The sequence below is a fragment of the Afipia sp. GW823-FHT06G09 genome, assembly GCF_058794875.1.
In genome coordinates this window covers 705,141-724,061 of the sequence record NZ_JBXAHF010000004.1, presented here as the reverse complement: position 1 = coordinate 724,061, position 18,921 = coordinate 705,141, and the positions used below count along the sequence as shown (strand labels likewise).

Genomic DNA, 18,921 nt, shown 5'->3' with positions numbered 1-18,921 from the left:
TCGGCACCCTCTCCCCGGTGGGGAGAGGGTTGGGGTGAGGGGCTCTCGATCCATCGATAGATTCTACGCCCTCACCCGGATCGCTTCGCGATCCAACCTCTCCCCACGGGAGAGGTGAAGCAAGAGCATGCATCCGCTGCGCCGGGACGACCGGAAAAGTTTCGCCGGTGACCTGAGAGTTATGGTCGCCCTTCCCGTTCATTTCGCTTTCGTCACCTCGACAGCGCCCGTACCCGTGCGGCCGTAGCGCGAGGGATTGTACATGTCCTCCACATAGGCCTGCGGCAGCACGTACTTGCCGGGCGAGACCGCGCGCACGATGTAGGCGACCGTGAACACGGCTTCGTCCTTGGCTTCGCGTTCGATCGCCGCGCTAAAGCGGTCATCGCGGAACTCGGTGTTCTCCGGCTCCTCGCCGTCCTCGATCCAGTCGAGCGTTCCCGAGTCGCCGGACGACACCAGCTTCGGATTGTCGATCTCGAGGCCCGCCGGGAGATAATCGACCACCATGATGCGGCCGAACTCCGGCTTGGCTTCGGTGACCTTCAGCACGACGGCGAAGCGGTCGTTCTGCTTGGCCTTGCTGACATCGGCGGGCTTGCCGTCGAGCGTGAAGAAATTGCGCTCGATCTTGAAGCCGTTCGAGGCCGCAGGTTCCGGCGTGATCGGCGCGCCGGTGACCGAGACCACCGCCTGCACCGGCGTCTCGCCGCTATTGGTGATAGTGATCGGCTTTGCCGCGACGTCTGCACTGCGATAATTGCGATAGACCGCGTTCTTCGCGGTCTCACCGTTGACCGTTACCGCAAGGCTGTTCGCCTCCTTCGCGAGCGCCCGCGAGGCCAGCACCAGCCACGCGTTTTCCTGCGTCGAGGTGTAGGGCGTGAGACCGCGTGCGGCCTCGACGCGTTCGACCGCGAGGCTGATCGTCGCCTTCGGCGCATTGCCTTCGCTGGACAGTGAGACCAGGGCCGCCGCATCGCGCAGCGACGAGCCGTAGTCCATGCGGCCGAATTCAAGCGCGGGTTTCGGTGCAAGGCTATTCACCGCCGCCGCGTACACGCGCTCGGCGCGTGCGCGGTCACCGACCAGCGCCAGCGCCGCGGCCAACTGTGCCTTGGCGATGGGAGTGGCGATGTTGTTCAGCTTGGTGTCGGCCAGATAGCGCAGGTCGCCGATCGGCGCGGTGCCATTCTTCGCCAGCACATAGAGGCCATAGGCGAGATCGCGGCCGCCGTCCTTCTCTGGCTCGTCGGCATTGACCACCGAGTTGCGGATGCGGTCCAGCGCAGTCTTGAACAGCACGTCCGGCACGGCAAAGCCCTTCTCGCGTGCCCGCGTCAGGAAATCGGTGACATAGGCGTCGAGCCAGGCATCGTCGCCGCCCGCCGACCACAGGCCGAACGAACCGTTGGAGCCTTGCCGCGCAAGCAGACGATCGATGGCGTCCTTGATGCGTTGATCGACACCCGTATCCAGCGCCAGGTGGTTCTCCGCCGCGAGATCGTTGACATACAGCAGCGGCATCGCACGGCTGGTGATCTGCTCGGAGCATCCGAACGGATAACGGTCCAGCGCTTTCAGGATCGTGGCGGCATCGAGCGCGGTAGACAGGCCGACCGACAGTTGCACCCCGCCGGTGCCCTGCACGAGATCGGAGAACATGTCCGACGTCAGTGTCAGGCTCTCGCCCTTCGCCAGCGTGCGAACCGAGCGGCGCGCGAGGATCTGCGTCGCCGGCTTGACGTTGAGGTCGTAGTGCCGCGCGAGCGTCAGCCCGTTCGGTCCCGTGATGTTCACGTCGAGCGCGGCAGCGCCTGCTCCACCTGTCGCATCGATGGCGAGCGCAACGGTGCTGCGCTGCTTGGCAGCCAGCCGCATCGTGGTCGCCGGGTTGCCGGTGAGTTTCACCGGACCCGAGGGCTTAACGGAGATGATGTAATCGCCCGCAGCGCCTTCTACGTTGTCGAGATCGAGGTTCATGGTGCCGCGATCGCCGCTGAGCAGGAAGCGCGGCAACGTCGCCGTCAGCACCACAGGATCGCGAACCGTCACGTCGGTGTTGGCGCGCCCCACTTTCGTGGCGGTCCAGGCCACGGCCATGACGCGCGCGGTGCCGGCAAACTCCGGAATGTCGAAGGAGATGTTTGCCGTACCATCGGCGCCGACTGTGACGATGCCGGAATAAAGCGCGAGCGGCTTCTGGGTCGGAGGGCTACCCTGCAACTCAGCAGCAGCGCCGTCACCGCCGGTGCGGATCTGGCCGCGTGTGCCCTGCATGCCGTCGATCAGTTGCCCATAGAGATCGCGGATTTCGGACGTCATGCGGCGCTGGCCGAGATAGTAATCGTCCGGCGCGGGCGGCTTGTAGTTGGTCAGATTGAGAATGCCGACATCGACGGCCGCCACCACGATCTTGGCGTCTTCGCCGCGGCTGAGGCCTTCAATCTTGACGGGCAGCTTGAGCGCCGTTCCCGGACGCACCAGCGCCGGCGGCGTCAGCGAGACCTTGAGCGTGCGCTCTGCCTTGTCGATCCCGAACCACTTGAGACCGATGGCGCGGCCCGGCATGCGCTGGGCAGCGGCATCGAGCGGACGGCGCAGCGTGGCGACCACATAGGCGCCCGTGCCCCAGTCCTTGCCGACTGTGAGGTTGATCTTGTTCTGGCCTTCCTTGATGTCAGCGGACTGCGTGGTCAGCAGACGGTCGCCCAGCACATTGATGGTGAGTTTGCCTGCGGTGCGCGCATTCACGGACACGACCATGGTGTCGCCGGACTTGTATTCCGGCTTGTCGATGGAGGTTTCCAAGAGGTCCGGCGTGTCGGCGCTGCCGTCGGAATACCAGCCGACATCGAACTGCACCGAGGTGATCGGGCCATCGTTGTCGCCGGTCTTCACGTCGAGGCGATAACGGCCCGGCTGCGGCGAGACCGTGATGCGCGCGGGCTTGTCGGCCGTCAGCGCGACGGCGCCGTCAGCCACGCGCTTGGTGGATTTTACCGGCTCGTAATCCCAGGACGAGCCCTGCCGGTACCATTGATACCGGGATTCAAGCTTGAGCAGTTCGTAGCGCAGGTCGCTGCGCGCGAGTGACTTGCCGTCAGGGGCTGCGAACACAACGTCGAAGCTGGCTGGGTCGCCCTCGGCCACGCTCTTGTCGGCGAACAGCGGCTTGACGCCGATCATGGCCTCATTGGGCGCGACCGGAATCGTCAGCTTGCGCTCGACCGCGCGGCCGCCGGTTTCCACCATGCGGACGAAGATCTGCGCTTCCTGCGGACGCGTCGAGGACGGCGGTTTCGGCAGGCTGACCTTGAAGGTCGCCTTGCCGTTGGCATCGGCCTCCGGCAGGTTTTCCAGCGGCGTGCGCTCGTTGCTCGCCGTTTCCTCGTCGGCGACGCCGAACTTGTAGCCGGCATAGCCCGGACGGTCCGTCGCGGTCGTCACCAGCATGTCGCCTTCGAGAGCGAGGCCGGATGCCGGTGCGCCGTAGAGGAAGCGGCCATCGACCTCAAGTTCTGCAGGAAGTTCAGCCGTGATCTGCTTCGCCTTGGAAATTAAGGTGAATTCGATCCGGTCGGCGACATAATCCTCGACCATGAAGGTGGTTTCGCCCACCGACGGCGCCTTCGGATCGGTGAAGGCGCGGACCCGCCAGGTGCCGGTCGGCACCGCCGAATTGAGCGGCAGCGTCAGGCTGCGGCCACCCGCGCCCTGATCCGGCACGACGGACCGGCGGAATTCCACGCCGTCGGGGCGCTCGACCACCAGCGTCATCGGCGTGCCGGTGACACCGTTGCCCTTGCCGTCGCGCAGCAGCGCCGTGAGGTATACCGTCTCGCCGGAGCGGTAGACACCGCGTTCGGTGTAGACAAATGCGTCCGGGCCTGCAGGCACTGTGCGACCCGAGACGCCGCGATCGGTCAGGTCGAACGCATTGGACTTGAGGCTGAGGAAGGCATAGTCGCCCTTGTCGCCGGACACCGAGAGCAGCGCGGGCGACAGGCCGCCCTCACCGCGCGCCAGCCCGGCTTCAAACAACACGTGACCCGCGCTGTCGGTCTTGCGTGTCGCGAGCACTTCGTTGCTGCGCGACACCAGACGAACCTCGGCATTCGCCGTCGGCTCGGTTGACGCGAGCGAGTTGACGAACACATGGACGCCGTCGTTGCCCGAATAGGCCGTCAGGCCGAGGTCGGAGACGATGAACCACTGGGTCGCCAGCGAACTTGAATCATCGTCACCCGAAGACGATCCCGGCCCCTTGGCGGCCGCGGTCATCACATAGACGCCGGGCTGCATGTCGCCGACGGCCTGATCGATCGGGAATGCAGTGACGACATCGGCGTTGAGCGTGGCAGCGGTTGCGACCTCACCGGTCCAGACCTTGACGCCCTTCTCGTTGCCGAGGTCGGACAGTTCATAGCTCGACAGGCTGCGCTGGAAGTCGCTGCCCAGCACCGAGTTGATCAGGTTGCGGTCGCCGATCCGGAAGATGTTTACCGAGACGGCCGGCGTGTTGACGCTGACCAGGGGGATGCCCTTCTGGCCGGTGCGCGGAAGCACATAGGCGCGGCCGGTGAAGCGCACGAACGGCTTGCGGTCGCGGACATAGATGTTGAACTCGGCGGACTTCGGCAGGGTCTCCTTCACGGTCGACGGCAGACCGGCGCGCAGGTTGATGGTGTAGCGCTCGCCGTGCTTGAGTCCCTCGACGCAAAGCTGCTTTTCTTCAGATGTCAGCGCCGGGCTATCCGTGCCGCCGAGCGCCACGAAGGGATTGAAGTCGGCCCGCTTGGCGAGGTCTTCGGAGAACTGGAAACAGGCGCGTGGGGAAGCGGAATCCGAGTCCACGCTGTAATCCAGCAGCCGGAAGCCCTTCTCGTCGCGCAACTTTTCGTACTGGCCGCGCACGTCCGCGACCTCTTTCTGATCGAGCGACAGGCGCAGCGCATCGAGCGCCGGACGCCAGAGCTTGCGCTCCGCCAGCGCGCTGCCGAGCACCGCCAGCGCATCGGCTTCCTCGCCCGCATTCGCCGCGCGCTGATAGGCAATATAAGCGGCGGTGGACGCGCGCTCATGGAAGAAGGTCCGCTCACGGTTATCCGCCGGACGTATCTGGAAAACCGTTTTGGCCAGCCGCAGCCAGTTGCCGCTGTCCTCGGGGGCGACGGCTGCCGTCTGCCCCAGCAGGACCAGCGCACCGCGCAGGTCGCTGCGCTTGAAAGCGGCATCGGTATCCGACTTCAGCGTCGCCGCGGTCTTGTTGATGATCCCGGCCTCGGTCTTGATCTGGGCCTCGAGCCGGATCGCCGAGTCCGCCAGATCGTCCCGCTTGAACGCCTTGTCGGCGGCGTTGGCTGAAACCAGACCGAGCGCCAGTGTGGCGCAAACCGAGATGGCGCGGACCAGACCGATCATGACGAAAACTCCCTGCCGGCGACACGGAGAATGACGGTCGCCCTGAAAAATAAGACAATGCGCGAATCGTGACGGACTCATGGTCGTACCGATATCGGGTCAAAAGATTCCGCGCGACCGCCGCCTACATGCGGCGCGAGATAGCGCACCAAACCATTGACCCGGCAAATACAGGACCTTAGGTCGGGAGAACCGAAAGGCAATCCAGGCCCTTGGGCATACCCTGCCGATTTGTCAGCCGAGCCTATGGAAAGGTTCAGAAAATTTCACTGCCGGTGGCGGTTTTTTCACACGCGGGGTGATATGAAGGCCCCAACGGTCCCGTAGCTCAACTGGATAGAGTAGCGGATTTCTACTCCGCGGGTTACAGGTTCGAATCCTGTCGGGATCGCCAACTCGTGCCAGATCCATCCGGAGAAAATCGAGCGCAGCTCAGCGCCGCCGCCCGATTGCAATGCCGAGCACGAAGGCCGCGAGCAGCGACCCGAGTGGGGCTTCGCGCGCAATATTGCTCAGGATGCTGAGTGGCATGCCGGGCTTCTTGGCGCCCTCCACAAGATCACTGAGAGATTTTACCGCGGCCGACAGCTTGCCAATGCCGAAACGATCCTCGTCTTCGACAAGGTCCAGCCCTTCATAGATGAATGGCTGCGGGGGAATTTGGTCTGTCATGGCCGGCTCCTGGATACGCCATTGTTTAAGAGATCAATGGGGAATCCGTTCCCGGCGATCGCGGGAAGTGCCGTGCAGGCGCAGACTGTTGAACCAGCAGTTGTGGTCTGCCGGAAGCATCCAAGACTAAAGGATGACGGGGATTTGGAGCGAAACGCCTTATGTAATGCTGCAACGCATCATAAGGAATTTGCCCGATGACGGACGCCGCGAAAATCCCGCCAAGTGCAAAGCCGCAGCCTCCCCGGCCACAACCCTCACCCGCTTCGCGCGAGGATGGCCTGGAAAGTCCGCGGAGCGTTCATTGCTAAAAACCCGCCGGGATGAACCGGCGGGCCTTTATGCATTCAGGCAGTCGTCGTTCAGACCGCATCCTTGGCGGCCTTGACCGGCCGTGCCCGGACGATCTTGCGGGCCGGCTTGGCCTTGAAGGTCATCGGCTCGCCGGTGAAGGGGTTGGTACCCTTGCGCGCCTTGGTGGCCGGCTTCTTGATCACAACGAACTTCGCGAAACCCGGCAGCAGGAATACGCCGTTTTTCTTGAGTTCCTTGTAGCCGATGGAGGCCAGCGTCTCGAGGACGCCCTTGACGTCCTTCTTTGCGATTTCATTTTCCGAAGCGATCTTCTCGATCAGCTGCGACTTGGTCAGTTGCGTTGCCATGTTGGCTCCCAGTGATTCGTGCCAGCAGACTTTACGTCGTTTGCGGCCGATAAAGCTGGAATTAGCGCGAAACCACGCCAGCAATGCACTGGATTCGCGGAGAATCCCCAGCTTTTCTGCTCCGCAGGCCGATGATTGGAGCTTTTGGTCAGATCGCCAACTATGCGCGGATCGAGAATCCAAGCGCCTTGCAGGCGACTTTGCGGTCAGTTAAACGGCGCTTCACTGGCTCTGGCGACCGCGGTTTCCGGCACTGCCTGATCATAGTGAAGAAAAACAAACGGCAATTTCCGCCGCACAACTCGCGCGAATGCGATGAATCCGGCGATATCGACATATCTGGACGCACTGCGCATTATCGCTGCGGGAGTTGTCCTGTTTGGACACGCACTGGCGTGGCGCTCCCTCGCTCATGACGCGGTCATTCTGTTCTTCGTGCTGTCCGGCTATCTGATCGCATACACCGCAACCGAGAGGGATCTCACGGGGGCTCAATACGCGATCAACCGGATCGCACGGATCGCGACAGTCGCCATTCCGGCTGTTGTTATCACTGTCCTCATTGACAGCTACGTGCGCCCTCTCTGGCCTCAAGGCACGCCGGCATTTGCGCCACTCGACGAGATGGCAAAGTCTCTGGCTGTGTGCCTGACAATGACGAGCTACATCTGGGACAACAGTTACCCGTGTTTTTCAAACGGTCCTTATTGGTCGCTCACCTATGAGGTCTGGTACTACGTGTTCTTTGCCGCCGTGTTCTATCCGAGGGACAGGCGAACAAAGATCATAGCCGGCAGCGCGGTGCTTTTTATCATGGGCCCCAAGATCGCCGCGCTCATGCCGTGCTGGCTCGCCGGAGTCGCGGCCTACCACATTCAAAAGCGCTGGCGGCCGCAACCCACTCTCGGACTCCTGTTTGCGGGAGTCCCACTCGTGATCTACGTGGTGATGCTGCGTTTTCCGCTTTACGAATTCACCGCAATCCAGGTTCTCGGCCCCCTGAGCGTCGCGACGGGCTATATGTTCTATTTTTCGAACGCCTTTCTTCTGGACTGGCTGATATCCCTGCTGATCGCGATCCACGTCATCGGCATGATCGGAGTTTGCGGCAGCATCACCCGCCCGCAAGCGACCGTCTCCGCGATCATAAAAGCCGCCGCAGGAACGACATTCAGCGTCTATATCTACACGACACCGCTCATCAAGCTTGTCGCGGCTTTGTTGCCTGCCTGGGCTTATGTGTCCGGTTACAACAATATCCAGGTTCAGATTTCCCTCATCGCTGCCGGAATTGCCGTGGCGCTCTCAATCGTCACCGAAAAGCAAAAAGACAAGGCGCGCACATTCCTGACCTGGCTGACGGGCCGAGGCCGCTATGGGGCCGTTGCGCGACCGTCCACGCAAGATTTTTGATGCTGAGTTGGATTTTCTGTGGCCATATCAAACGATTACGGATCTGTTTTCGATGCCTTCGGCCACAATCTCAGGGGTCCTCGTGTGATCAACGGATCGAGAAAGCGGGTAGCGCTTCTCTCCACGTGGAATGAGCGCTGCGGGATCGCGCATTACAGCAGCTTTTTGAAGCTGGCTCTCGATCCCTATCTGGACATTACGGTCGTCCCTCTTCCGCGCGAAACGCTGCGTGATGAAAAGGATCAAAGGAAGGGCGATGAATATATTGCCGGCATCGCTCCCGGACTGCGGAATTTCGACATCGTCTGTATTCAGCTTGAACCCAGTCTTTTCGGTCTAACTCCGTCCCAGATCCGGCGCCGCTTCCAGGCCGTGCTGGACAACTCAAAAGAGCTGATCGTTACGTTTCATTCGATCCTCCCGCACGAGTATCGGGGGCTCTTCAAGGACACAGCGCGAAATCTGTCCGTGCGCGGGCTCGCAAGACTTGTCCGTAACGTGCACTCGATTTTCACCTGGCGGCTGATGCTTGGTGGCATTATCGCGTCTGCCCGAAAGCATAAAGTGAGCGCCATTGCCCACAGCAAGGCGGATGAACGGGTCCTCAAGCGAATCCTTCCGGGCGTCGAGATCCGGGATAATCCGCTGTCATACATGTCGGAGAGTTTTATTGACGCGATAGATGACAAGGCTCACGTGTCGAGCCTGCCATCGGTTCTCCCGGATGTTTCCGAGAACGTGCGCTTCATCGGAGTGTTCGGCTTTCTGGGTCCGCAAAAGGGCTTCGACACTGCGATCCTCACGCTGAATCATCTGCCCGAGAACTATCACCTCCTGATGTTCTCCGGCGTCCATGAAGCAACTCTGAGGATCGGCGACGGCCTTCAGCCGTATCTCGCCCGGTTGATCAAGCTTGTCGAGAAACACAAGCTGACGAAGAGAGTTCATTTCATCAGCAATGTCAGCGACGACGATCTCCTTCTTGCGATGAAGGTGTGCGATGCGGCCGTCATGCCCTATCTCAACACCGGCCAATCCGCGTCCGGTCCAGCAAATCAGGCCGTCGAACTGAGCAGGATCTGTTACTTCACGCGATCGCTACAGTTTCTCGAGATGGAAAAGTATCTTCCGAACACGTTTCAGTACTTCGACATCGGGAATTACATCGAACTCGCTCAAAAGATTTTGTTGGGGCCAAAGGGTACGGACCGCATGGTCGGGCGCCTGCGCATTGTGGATTTTCCAAAGCTGGATCGAAAGCACAGCATCAACGACACCATTCAAAACTACCTCGACGCAGCCGGTGTGAAGGCCGAGCATCGGGGTGAGATTGTTCAGCTCCCCGCCTCCGTTAAATCAGCGCGCAATGCCTGATATGTCCTCGGACATTCGGCATTGACCGGTTGATGCGGTTGCATCTCTCAGCCGCGCCTGGCCCGAAATCAGGCTCAAGCTGCGTCTCCTGTCGTCTCAAATCTCGTGTTAGTCTCGCTCCATCACCACCTGGAGGTGCGTGACATGTGCAAACCTGCAAAGACCTCGACAGATCTCCTTGCCCTCCTCAAGGAAGAAATGAATCACTACGCTGATTGTCCCGAGGGCATCAGCGTCTCTGTGATCCCGGCTGGTGCTTCCTGGAAGTTTCGGACAACCGCTGACGACGCCACCCAGTCCTCCGTGGGTTACGGCGAGTGCGTCGCGCGCATCGTCCAGATAGGCGACCATCTCGGCAAGCAGTTCGATTTGAAGGACTGATCGGCAGCCTCCCGCGTCGGCGCCGTTGAGGAAGGCTTCAGCCATGATGCCGCACGCGCTTGTGCGGGGCCGGCCAGCCGCCATTTGTAAGGATCGCAGATACCCGAGGAGCAAGCCAATGGCTGTCGTTGTCGGCGACTGCGTGCATTTCCTTGTTGAATTCGGCGGCAAAATGCAAAAATGCCGAGTGTCTGATATCGCCCTTACGAACAAGGAGGGCGTTCGAAAGAAAGACACCAACCACGACCAGCTTCTGGCGATATTTGAAAAACACAGGGCTGAAATTGAACGTATTGCGGTTGTGAAGCTGGAGAGCGGCCATGATTCTCTGCTCGGTATTATCCTGACCACTGAGGACCTGAACCGGTGAAACACCTTACCGGAACCTAACAGCCGGCTGTCGGTTAAGACTGGAGGTAGCGGAGGGTCACCCTCATGGCTGTCGTTAGCGGCGACTACGTCGACTTCGTTGTGCGGTACGAGGGAAATACCGAGAGGTGCCGGATAACTGAGGCTGCCCTCTTGAACCGCGAGCGTGTGATCGACGAGCACCTCAACCACGGTCAACTCATTGCAATTTTTGTGAAGCACCGGGCCGAGATCGAATATCTCGCTATCGCGAAGATGCAGCGCGAAAAGCATTCCGACCACGGCTTCGTCTTGACCACGGACGACCTGAACCCCTGAGAACCATCGCGATTCGAAGCGCCGGTGGTGGCCGTCATCACTCCGGCGGGAGGTCATCGCTGGTCGTAACCCGCCACAGAGAGCAAAAAAGCCCGGCGCAAGGCCGGGCTTAAGTTTGAAACTGGAGAAAGTAAGAAAGTACGGGTCGTCCGTTGTCTTCAGTTCGTCATGGATCAGGAACGATGGTCAGTACTTTGCGACAACCGGGCCGCCGAACTTGTAGCTGATGCGAGCCCTGACATCATTGGTGCGATAGTCCGCGCTGCCAAACCCGTCGCCATGTCCCACCGGAAATGCACCAGCAGGAACGACCACGCTGGCGCGGCCGAGATCGGTGTAACGATATTCGACGCCCAGGATCCAGTTCGGCATCATCATGTATTCGACGCCTGCACCGACGGTCCAGCCGACCCGGGTGTCCGAACTGGTACGCGTGTCCGCACCGACGCCATTACGTACGATACTCAGGGTGGTGTCCGTCTGGCCAAACGCGACGCCGCCGACCGCGTAAAGCAGCCACGCATTCGAGGTCCAACCCAGGCGTCCACGGATCGCGCCCTGCGTCCGCAAACGGGCATTGCCGTCAATGTGGTCCGTTGGAATTGCGGTCTGAAGGATCAGCGCCCCCGTATCGTGGTCGGCATAGCTGATGTCGCCTTCAATGCCGAGCAGCCAGTTTGGCGAGAATTGCCAGTTGTAGCCGATCTGGCCGCCGCCGATGACGCTCGTGTCGCGAAGGCCGCGCGAGCCAATCAGGGCCAGGGTTGGATAGCTTGCATCATAGCTGGAATCCAGCCACTGCCCGCCGACGTTGCCGCCGATGTAGAAGCCGGTCCAGTTGTAGACGTCCACGATTGGTGGCGCCTTGACATACGGCCGGGGGGCCATGTCCGCGGCGGAGGCAGCGCCCGCTGAAAGTGCTGTAACGGCTGCCGCCGCGATCAGAAAATTGCGCATGGTAGACTCCAAAAAAATTATGTGGCTCAAAATGCTGGCGAACCGCGCCGTGCGTGAATACCATCACGGCTGACGACCAAAGTCTGTCACCCGAAGGCCACAGCCAGCATTTATCCTCACCCCAGTACCGTTTTGGACAACCATGCTGTCCTATTCGTACCTCGCGTCAAATTCCGGACATGGGCTCAAAATCTGATACAAGCCTGCCCAGCGAAACGCTGAACACAGAAAGACATCGACTGTATGGGTTTCAAGGAACCAAGCTTCGCGGACCGTGCAGCGGCCGCGCAGAACGCCAGAAAGAACATCCTCGAGAAATTCAAGGCCAAGCCAGGCCCTAACGATCCTGAGGTGCTGAAGAAAGCTGCCGAGCGGCAGGCACAGGCCGCCGCGCGCGCGGAAGCGCAGAAACTGCGGGAAGCCGCCCGTGTTGAAAAGCTGGCGCGCGAAGCTGAGCTTGCGGCTCAGGCTGAAGCAGAGGCGCGCCGTCTCCAGGCGGAAAAGGAAGCGGCCGAAGCTGAACTCAAGGCACAGCAGAAGGCCGCGCGCGATGCGCGCTACGCCGCACGCAAGGCAAGGAAGTAACACGGCGAACAGCGCCTCGCGGCGCGTCCGGAATACTGCAGGCCCGCCGTGAGAGCGAGCCTGCAGAAAACAAAGACGAGATGAAGATTACTTCTTCATCTCGTCTTTTTTCATGCCGTCCTTGGCCATGCTGTCTTTCTTCATGCCATCCTTGGACATGGTGTCTTTCTTCATGCTGTCCTTCGACATCGCATCTTCCTTCTTCATGCCGTCCTTGGACATCTTGTCCTGAGCGAAGGCTGCCGGCGCGAATGCCAGGCCAAGCGAAAGAATTGCAGCGGTGGCGCCGAGCGTGAAACGTGTGGTGCGTGCCATTTAAGTCCGTCCTCTCGATTCATTTTCTGATGCGACGCAGGTCGCTTCAGGGTCTTCGATGAGAAGCCGGCTTCGTTACCTGCGGACGGAAGATAAATTTCAGACCTGAAACGTTCACGGAACTTTTCCGCCGTCACGGTGGCACGCGCCGAAAGTATAGGCTCGTTTGCACATCAGTGCGGTGCAGCAACGGTAGCATTGCGCGGGCGACTGGGTCAGAATGACGCACGCCTCTAATCAGCGCAAAGCGCTGACTGAAAAGCAAAAAGACGCCAGGGAGAGACTTCATGCTTACGCGACGCCACCTTCTCGCGACCACGCTTGCCGCCCCCGCCATCCTCCGCTTCGGCCCTGCGCAAGCCGCAACCACCCTCAAGATCTCGCATCAGTTTCCCGGCGGCACCATCGACAAGGGCGACTTCCGCGACCGGCTGACTCGTGTCTTCGCCGCCGAGATATCCAAACGCAGCGGCGGCGAAATCGTCGCGGAGGTCTATCCCGGCTCGTCGCTCATCAAGACCAACGCCCAGTTCTCGGCGATGCGCAAAGGCGCGCTCGACATGAGCCTCTATCCCCTGCCCTACGCCGGCGGCGAACTGCCTGAGACCAACATCGGCCTGATGCCCGGTCTGGTGTCGAGCTACGATCAGGGACTGGCATGGAAGACCAAGCCCGTGGGCAAGGCGCTCACCGATTTCCTCGCCGACAAGGGCATCATGCTCATCACATGGGTGTGGCAAGCGGGCGGCGTCGCCAGCCGGACGCGGCCGCTTGTTGCTCCGGAAGATGCCAAGGGCCTGAAGGTGCGCGGCGGATCGCGCGAAATGGACATGGTGCTCCAGACCGCCGGCGCGGCGGTGCTCTCGGTGCCGTCGAACGAAATCTACGCGGCGATGCAGACCGGCGCCTGCGACGCCGGAATCACATCATCGACCAGTCTGATCTCGTTCCGGCTTGAGGAAGTGGCCAAGCATCTGACATCCGGCGCGGGCCAGTCGTACTGGTTCATGCTCGAACCTCTGATGATGTCGAAAGCGATCTTCGACAAGCTGCCGAAAAACCAGCAGGACATCATCCTGACAGTCGGGGCCGAGATGGAAGCGTTCGGCCGCAAGGGCGCCGAGGCTGACGATATCGAGGTGGCGAAGGTCTACGAGAAGGCTGGCGCCAAGGTCAGCACAATGGACGCCGCGATCGTCGGCAAATGGCGCGACATCGCCCGGGACACCGCGTGGAAGGACTATTCGGGCAAGACCGCGACCTCCGCCAACCTGATGAAGCTCGCGGCCGACGCATGATGCACGGCTCGGTTGAAGACCAGCGCGAGCTGGTCACCCCGGCCTCGAGCAACCCGCTCCTGGCCGGGCTTGAGCGTGCTTTGGCGCTGTGCAATCGCGTCATCGTCGTGCTGGCGTCCGTCGCGCTCATTCTGGCGTGCCTGATCCTGAGCTACAGCGTCCTGACGCGCAGCATCTTCCACAGCGCGACCTATTGGCAGGACGAAGCCGCCGTTTTCCTGCTGGTCGGCGCGACGTTCATGACCGCCGCTTTCGTGCAAAGCCAGCGCGGGCATATCGGCATCGAAGCCTTTGTCGGCATCCTGTCGCCGACCGCCAACTGGATACGTCTGATCCTCGTCGATATCGCAAGCCTCGCGTTCTGCGCGTTCTTCGCGTGGAAATCCTGGACGCTGGCTCATGAAGCGTGGGTGGATGGTCAGGTCTCCAACTCGATGTGGAGCCCGCCGCTCGCGATTCCGTATGTCCTGATGGCGGCAGGCATGACGCTGCTGTGCGTCCAGATCCTGCTCCAGATCATCGCGTCTTTCGGCAAGGCACCGCGGTCATGACTGTTCTTGGTATTGGCATCAGCTACGGGATTGCCACCCTCGCCGCGATGTTCTCCGGCATGCCGATCGCATTTGCGCTGGGCGCCGTCGCCGTCGTGTTCATGGCGATCTACATGCCGTCCGCATCGCTCGATACGGTGACGCAGAACGTCTACGAGGAGATGGCCTCCATTACCCTGCTCTCGATCCCGCTGTTCATCCTCAAGGGCGCGGCGATTGGCAAGTCTCGTGCAGGACAGGATCTATACTCCGCTCTGCACGCGTGGCTGCACAAGGTGCCAGGCGGCCTGGGCGTGGCCAATGTCTTCGCCTGCGCGCTGTTTGCTGCCATGGCCGGATCGTCACCCGCGACCTGTTCGGCCATCGGTTCGGCCGGCATTCCCGAAATGCGCAAGCGCGGCTATTCCGGCGGCTTCGCAGCCGGCATCATCGCAGCGGGCGGCACGCTCGGCATTCTGCTGCCGCCATCGATCACCATGATCCTGTTCGCAGTCGCCGCGGAAAAATCGCTCGGCCGTCTGTTCCTTGCCGGAATCGGCCCCGGACTGCTGCTGGTCTCGCTTTTCGGCTTCTACGCCGTGTACCGCTTCCGCAAGGAATACGCCGCCGCCAAGGTTGCGTATGAAGCGACCGGCGCGAATTCGCCGATCCTCGCCCACGACGATTTCACCATGGCGGAGCGCTTCAACGCGTTGCCGCGCGTGCTGCCGTTCATCATCCTGCTGACCGGGGTGATGATCGCGCTCTATGGCGGCTATGCCACGCCATCTGAAACGGCCGGGCTCGGCGGGCTGCTGGCGCTGCTGCTGATCGCGGTCATCTACAATGTCTGGAAACCGTCGGACCTGTCGCCGATCCTGACCTCGACGATCCGCGAGTCCACCATGCTGATGATGATCATCGGCATGTCGCTGCTCTACTCGTATGTCATGAGCTATCTGACGATTTCGCAATCAGCCGCCAGCGCCATCGTGGCGATGCAACTGCCGAAGTGGGAACTGCTCGCAGCCATCCTCGGCATGGTGATCGTGCTCGGCTTCTTCCTGCCGCCGGTGTCGATCATCCTGATGACCGCGCCGATCATTCTGCCGCCGCTGCGCGCCGCCGGATTCGACATCATCTGGTTCGGTGTCGTCATGACCATCGTCATGGAGATGGGGCTGATTCATCCCCCGGTGGGGCTGAACATTTTCGTCATCCGGAATGTCGCGCCCGACATCCCGCTGAGCGAAGTCATCTGGGGCACGCTGCCGTTCGTGCTGCTGATGTTCTTCGCCGTGGTACTGCTGTGCGTCTTCCCCGGCATCTCGACATGGCTGCCGGATCTGGTGATGGGGCCGGAGTCGGTTCGTTAGGCGCGGGCGCGGCCGCCTGCTGTCGCGCGCTTTGAAGGCTGGGAGATTTTCCGGTTCACGGCACCCGTCTTCGCTCGGGCAGACTTGGCTTTGGCAGGCTTGGCTTTGACGGCCTTGACCGGCGTGGCCGGTTTTTTCGCAAACCGCGCCAGAACCGCGCGGACATCCGCCTGCATCTGCGCAATGGCATCCGCATCGCCAGCCAGATGCTTGAGCAGGCATTGCTGGAACAGGCCGTCGAAAACGGCGTACAGCACCGCCGGCGTCATCTGCTGGGGTTCACCGGTCAGTTCCGCAAACCGGCTCATGATCCGCCAGATCATGGCCTCCAGACTCTTGTCGATTTCCAGAACGTCGGCCCGGAATTCTTCCTCGAACAGTGACTGCGAGCGCAGATCGTACCAGAGCCGGTGCATCTGCGCGTCATTGCGCACGGTCTCGCTCAATGCGGCCAGAAATCCCTCAAGCAGTTCGTCGTAGGTTGCCGCGCCCGCGACAACCTCGTCATAACGCGTGACGCATACCGCCTTGTAATGGCGGACGCAGCACATCATGAGGTCGACCTTGTCCTTGAAATAGTAGTGCAGCACGCCATGCGAGAAGATCGAGTTTTGCGCGATCTCGCGCAGACTGGTCTTCGCATATCCGAGCTCTGACAGCGTCTGCAATGCAGCCTGCGCCAGTTCCGCGCGTCGTTCGGCAAACTTGTCGACGCGCTGCCCGTTGATGCGGTCAACTTTTTCGATCGTGGCCGGAGCCATTGTTTCTCAGCCTTTCAAATCCCCGCCTCAGGGATAACACCGGATCGCATCAGATCAAGGTCTGTTGTTCATCCGTCAAAAATCTTCGCGAGCCCGGAACTGCGGACGGTGCAGCACAAGAAAGATGCACTGGACATCTGACCAGCATTTTCTTGACGACTGTATAAATTTTCTTGACAACTGTCAAAGACGAGCCTCTGATCGCATTGTTCCCCACCAAGAGGGACGCGAGGACAACATCAGGGAGGATAAAATGCGGCTTGCAGGCATCTGCAAACGGTCCGTCGGTCCTGTCGCCAGCCAGGCCTTCGGCACCCTCCTGCTCCCGAAAACATTGCCGGATATCACCGCGACAATGCGGAACGCCTGACCACGACGGTAGCAATCGCTGCCGTCACGACAGCGCTTTTCTCACTTCAGAACGACTGAACGGCAGCGACCCCGCTGACGAATGGCGGCGGCTTGCCTGCTCAACAAACAACCCGGAGGAAACCACATGAGCGTATTCAATCTGACCGGACGCAAGGCGCTGGTGACCGGCGGCGCGCGCGGTCTCGGCGCCGGCATGGCCGAAGCCCTGACCAAGGCTGGAGCCTCTGTCGTGATCGGCGACGTGCTGATCGACCTCGGCCAGCAGACAGCAAAGGCACTCTCCACTGCCGGCGCCAAGGCCGACTTTGTCGCCCTCGATGTCACCGGCGATGCAAGCTGGGCCGCGGCCGTGGCGGCGACGATCTCCAAGCTCGGCGGATTCGATATCCTCGTGAACAACGCAGGCATCGAAATCACCTCGCTGCTGGTGGACGCCAAGGCCGACGATCTGCAACGCATGTGCAACGTCAACATTGTCGGTACCGCGCTCGGCATGAAGCACGCATTCCGCGCCATGCGCCCGGGTGGCGCGGCAGGCAAAGGCGGCGCGATCGTCAACATCGCATCGGTCGCGGCCACCATCGCGTTCCCCGGCATCGCCGGTTACTCCGCCACCAAATCCGCGGTCGATCGCATGACTCGTGTCGGCGCGATGGAATCCGGCAAGCTGGGTTACGGCGTGCGGGTGAATTGCATTTATCCCGGCCTGGTGCCGACCGACATGGGCATGCAACTCGCAGGCGACGTCGTCGCGGCGGGACTTTACCCCAGCGGCGAAGCAGCCATCGGCGACGTCGTCGGTCAGACGCCGCTCGGCCGTCTCGGCGAAATTCCTGACATGGCGGACGCAACCGTCTTCCTGTGCTCCGACGCCGCCCGCTTCATCACCGGCGCGGGACTGCCGGTCGATGGCGGAATGGGCATGTGACGGCACGCGCTGTTGAACTTCACAAAGGACAAATTGAGGAAACATCCATCATGACAACGAAAAGACCTGTCGTCGTATATGGCGTCTCCGGATACACCGGGCGCCTAGTGTGTGAGTATTTGCGGGAATACAATATTCCCTTTATCGCCGCCGGGCGCGACAAGGCGAGAGTTCAGGCAGTCGTCGAGAAGATTCCCGGAATCGAGACTGCGGACTATGAGGTCGTCGAGGTCGCGCACACTGTCGAAGCGCTGACCAGCCTCTTTGAAGGCGCCAAATTCGTCAGCAACATCGTTGGCCCCTTTATCAAATACGCTCCTGAAGTCGTCGAAGCCTGCCTGGCCGCCGGCTGCCATTACAGCGATACGACAGGCGAACAGGACTGGGTCATGCTGGCGCAGGACCGTTGGGGCGCGAAGTTCGCCGAGAAAGGCCTGCTGCTCGCGCCGAATATCGCGCAGATGTACACGACCGGCGAGATCGCGGCGAACATCTGTCTCGAAACGCCCGGTCTCGACACCCTCGACATCCAGGTCTTCTGGAAGGGTTTTCCAACCTACGCCTCGACGCAGACCATCTTCACCATCCTCAAGGCGCAGTGGTATTACCTGGAGCAAAACAAGTATGTCGAATGGGATGTCACTGCCCGCGCGGACGTGGTGGTGCCCGGCCAGCACGAGACGGCGATCGCGGTACCTTGGGGAGGCACCGCGCATCCGGTCTGGTTCAAGAACGATCCGCGTGTCTCGAACTGCCGTGTGCTCGGCGGCGTTCTTGCCCGTCCGGTGATGGAAGGCGTCGTGCAAACGACGCAAATGGTGAAGGAAAAGATCAAGCCTTTGCCGCCCGCCGAGCAGGAGAAGGCGCTGGCCGAAATCGCTGGGAGCCTGCAAGCCAGCATGCCGCCGCGCGAAAATCCGCGCATCAACACCTCGATCGATTCCGTTTACGCATCCGGTCCGCTAGGCCGCGCGCATTGCGTGATCCACGGAAACTGCAACTACAAGCAAACCGGCATGTTGCAGGCCTATGCCGCGTTCTCGTTGCTGCAGATGCCGCCGAAGAGGGTTGGATTTGCTTCGGGCTGCCAGGCCTTCGGTCATCGCGAATTGCTTGGCCAGTTGCGCAGCTTCGGCCTTGTGATGAATCCGATCCTGACCGTTCATCAATAAAACGAGCACACCGG

The 18,921-nt window shown here is 61.1% G+C and carries 17 protein-coding genes and 1 tRNA gene; 12 read left to right on the top strand and 6 right to left on the bottom strand.

Translation table 11 applies throughout. The annotated features are described in order from the left end of the window. Window positions 1-198 precede the first annotated feature (198 nt). Window positions 199-5,424 carry an alpha-2-macroglobulin family protein gene (locus tag AC1Q67_RS20340; protein WP_492236578.1) on the bottom strand — a complete coding sequence of 1,742 codons (5,226 nt, stop codon included), beginning with the start codon at window positions 5,422-5,424 and terminating at the stop codon, window positions 199-201. A gap of 317 nt (window positions 5,425-5,741) precedes the next feature. Here AC1Q67_RS20340 and AC1Q67_RS20335 point away from each other — a divergent pair. Then, window positions 5,742-5,818: transfer RNA gene (locus AC1Q67_RS20335), tRNA-Arg, on the top strand. 38 nt (window positions 5,819-5,856) lie between these two features. On the opposite strand, the gene AC1Q67_RS20330 is transcribed toward AC1Q67_RS20335, so the two are convergent. Both AC1Q67_RS20330 and AC1Q67_RS20325 read right to left on the bottom strand, forming a co-directional pair. Next, a complete protein-coding gene (locus tag AC1Q67_RS20330; RefSeq protein WP_492236579.1) occupies window positions 5,857-6,096 on the bottom strand; it encodes a hypothetical protein in 240 nt (79 codons plus the stop codon). Between the two features lie 362 nt (window positions 6,097-6,458). Beyond that, a complete protein-coding gene (locus tag AC1Q67_RS20325) occupies window positions 6,459-6,758 on the bottom strand; it encodes an HU family DNA-binding protein (RefSeq protein ID WP_024577889.1) in 300 nt (99 codons plus the stop codon). A gap of 315 nt (window positions 6,759-7,073) precedes the next feature. Between AC1Q67_RS20325 and AC1Q67_RS20320 the strand changes: the two genes are divergently transcribed. The 5 genes from AC1Q67_RS20320 (at window position 7,074) to AC1Q67_RS20300 (ending at window position 10,613) form a co-directional block, all read left to right on the top strand. Beyond that, on the top strand, window positions 7,074-8,171 hold the full coding sequence (locus tag AC1Q67_RS20320) for an acyltransferase family protein (RefSeq protein ID WP_492236580.1): 1,098 nt from the start codon (window positions 7,074-7,076) through the stop codon (window positions 8,169-8,171). 84 nt (window positions 8,172-8,255) lie between these two features. Beyond that, window positions 8,256-9,545 carry a glycosyltransferase gene (locus AC1Q67_RS20315; RefSeq protein WP_492236581.1) on the top strand — a complete coding sequence of 430 codons (1,290 nt, stop codon included), beginning with the start codon at window positions 8,256-8,258 and terminating at the stop codon, window positions 9,543-9,545. A gap of 144 nt (window positions 9,546-9,689) precedes the next feature. Then, complete coding sequence (locus AC1Q67_RS20310; protein WP_492236582.1) at window positions 9,690-9,926, top strand: hypothetical protein; 237 nt, start codon at window positions 9,690-9,692, stop codon at window positions 9,924-9,926. A 118-nt stretch (window positions 9,927-10,044) separates the two neighbouring features. Beyond that, on the top strand, window positions 10,045-10,296 hold the full coding sequence (locus AC1Q67_RS20305; protein ID WP_492236583.1) for a DUF1488 family protein: 252 nt from the start codon (window positions 10,045-10,047) through the stop codon (window positions 10,294-10,296). A 65-nt stretch (window positions 10,297-10,361) separates the two neighbouring features. After that, on the top strand, window positions 10,362-10,613 hold the full coding sequence (locus AC1Q67_RS20300; protein ID WP_492236584.1) for a DUF1488 family protein: 252 nt from the start codon (window positions 10,362-10,364) through the stop codon (window positions 10,611-10,613). Window positions 10,614-10,799: 186 nt separating this feature from the next. On the opposite strand, the gene AC1Q67_RS20295 is transcribed toward AC1Q67_RS20300, so the two are convergent. Then, window positions 10,800-11,570, bottom strand: coding sequence for an outer membrane protein (locus AC1Q67_RS20295; protein WP_492236585.1), 771 nt, complete (start codon window positions 11,568-11,570; stop codon window positions 10,800-10,802). 243 nt (window positions 11,571-11,813) lie between these two features. On the opposite strand from AC1Q67_RS20295, the gene AC1Q67_RS20290 reads away from it, so the two are divergent. After that, window positions 11,814-12,155 (top strand): DUF6481 family protein, encoded by a 342-nt coding sequence (locus tag AC1Q67_RS20290; protein WP_024577882.1) that lies wholly within the window; start codon window positions 11,814-11,816, stop codon window positions 12,153-12,155. Window positions 12,156-12,242: 87 nt separating this feature from the next. Here AC1Q67_RS20290 and AC1Q67_RS20285 read toward each other — a convergent pair whose 3' ends face one another. Next, the gene (locus AC1Q67_RS20285; RefSeq protein ID WP_024577881.1) at window positions 12,243-12,470 is read right to left on the bottom strand and encodes a pentapeptide MXKDX repeat protein; all 228 of its coding nucleotides are present in this window, start codon (window positions 12,468-12,470) and stop codon (window positions 12,243-12,245) included. A 287-nt stretch (window positions 12,471-12,757) separates the two neighbouring features. Between AC1Q67_RS20285 and dctP the strand changes: the two genes are divergently transcribed. Genes dctP through AC1Q67_RS20270 form a run of 3 tightly spaced genes read left to right on the top strand, consistent with a single transcriptional unit; the run spans window position 12,758 to window position 15,674 of the window. Next, window positions 12,758-13,768 carry a TRAP transporter substrate-binding protein DctP gene (gene dctP, locus AC1Q67_RS20280; RefSeq protein ID WP_492236586.1) on the top strand — a complete coding sequence of 337 codons (1,011 nt, stop codon included), beginning with the start codon at window positions 12,758-12,760 and terminating at the stop codon, window positions 13,766-13,768. Continuing rightward, the gene (locus AC1Q67_RS20275; RefSeq protein WP_492236587.1) at window positions 13,765-14,319 is read left to right on the top strand and encodes a TRAP transporter small permease; all 555 of its coding nucleotides are present in this window, start codon (window positions 13,765-13,767) and stop codon (window positions 14,317-14,319) included. Before dctP ends, AC1Q67_RS20275 begins: the two co-directional genes overlap by 4 nt. Beyond that, the gene (locus tag AC1Q67_RS20270; RefSeq protein WP_492236588.1) at window positions 14,316-15,674 is read left to right on the top strand and encodes a TRAP transporter large permease; all 1,359 of its coding nucleotides are present in this window, start codon (window positions 14,316-14,318) and stop codon (window positions 15,672-15,674) included. Before AC1Q67_RS20275 ends, AC1Q67_RS20270 begins: the two co-directional genes overlap by 4 nt. On the opposite strand, the gene AC1Q67_RS20265 is transcribed toward AC1Q67_RS20270, so the two are convergent. Continuing rightward, window positions 15,671-16,435 (bottom strand): TetR/AcrR family transcriptional regulator, encoded by a 765-nt coding sequence (locus AC1Q67_RS20265; RefSeq protein ID WP_492236589.1) that lies wholly within the window; start codon window positions 16,433-16,435, stop codon window positions 15,671-15,673. The two genes, AC1Q67_RS20270 and AC1Q67_RS20265, sit on opposite strands and share 4 nt — an antisense overlap. Window positions 16,436-16,931: 496 nt before the next feature. Between AC1Q67_RS20265 and AC1Q67_RS20260 the strand changes: the two genes are divergently transcribed. Together AC1Q67_RS20260 and AC1Q67_RS20255 are read left to right on the top strand one after the other, a co-directional pair. Next, the gene (locus AC1Q67_RS20260; RefSeq protein WP_492236590.1) at window positions 16,932-17,735 is read left to right on the top strand and encodes an SDR family NAD(P)-dependent oxidoreductase; all 804 of its coding nucleotides are present in this window, start codon (window positions 16,932-16,934) and stop codon (window positions 17,733-17,735) included. A 50-nt stretch (window positions 17,736-17,785) separates the two neighbouring features. Further along, window positions 17,786-18,907: a DUF5938 domain-containing protein gene (locus AC1Q67_RS20255; protein WP_492236591.1), complete on the top strand. Its 1,122-nt coding sequence runs from the start codon at window positions 17,786-17,788 to the stop codon at window positions 18,905-18,907. Window positions 18,908-18,921 lie beyond the last annotated feature (14 nt).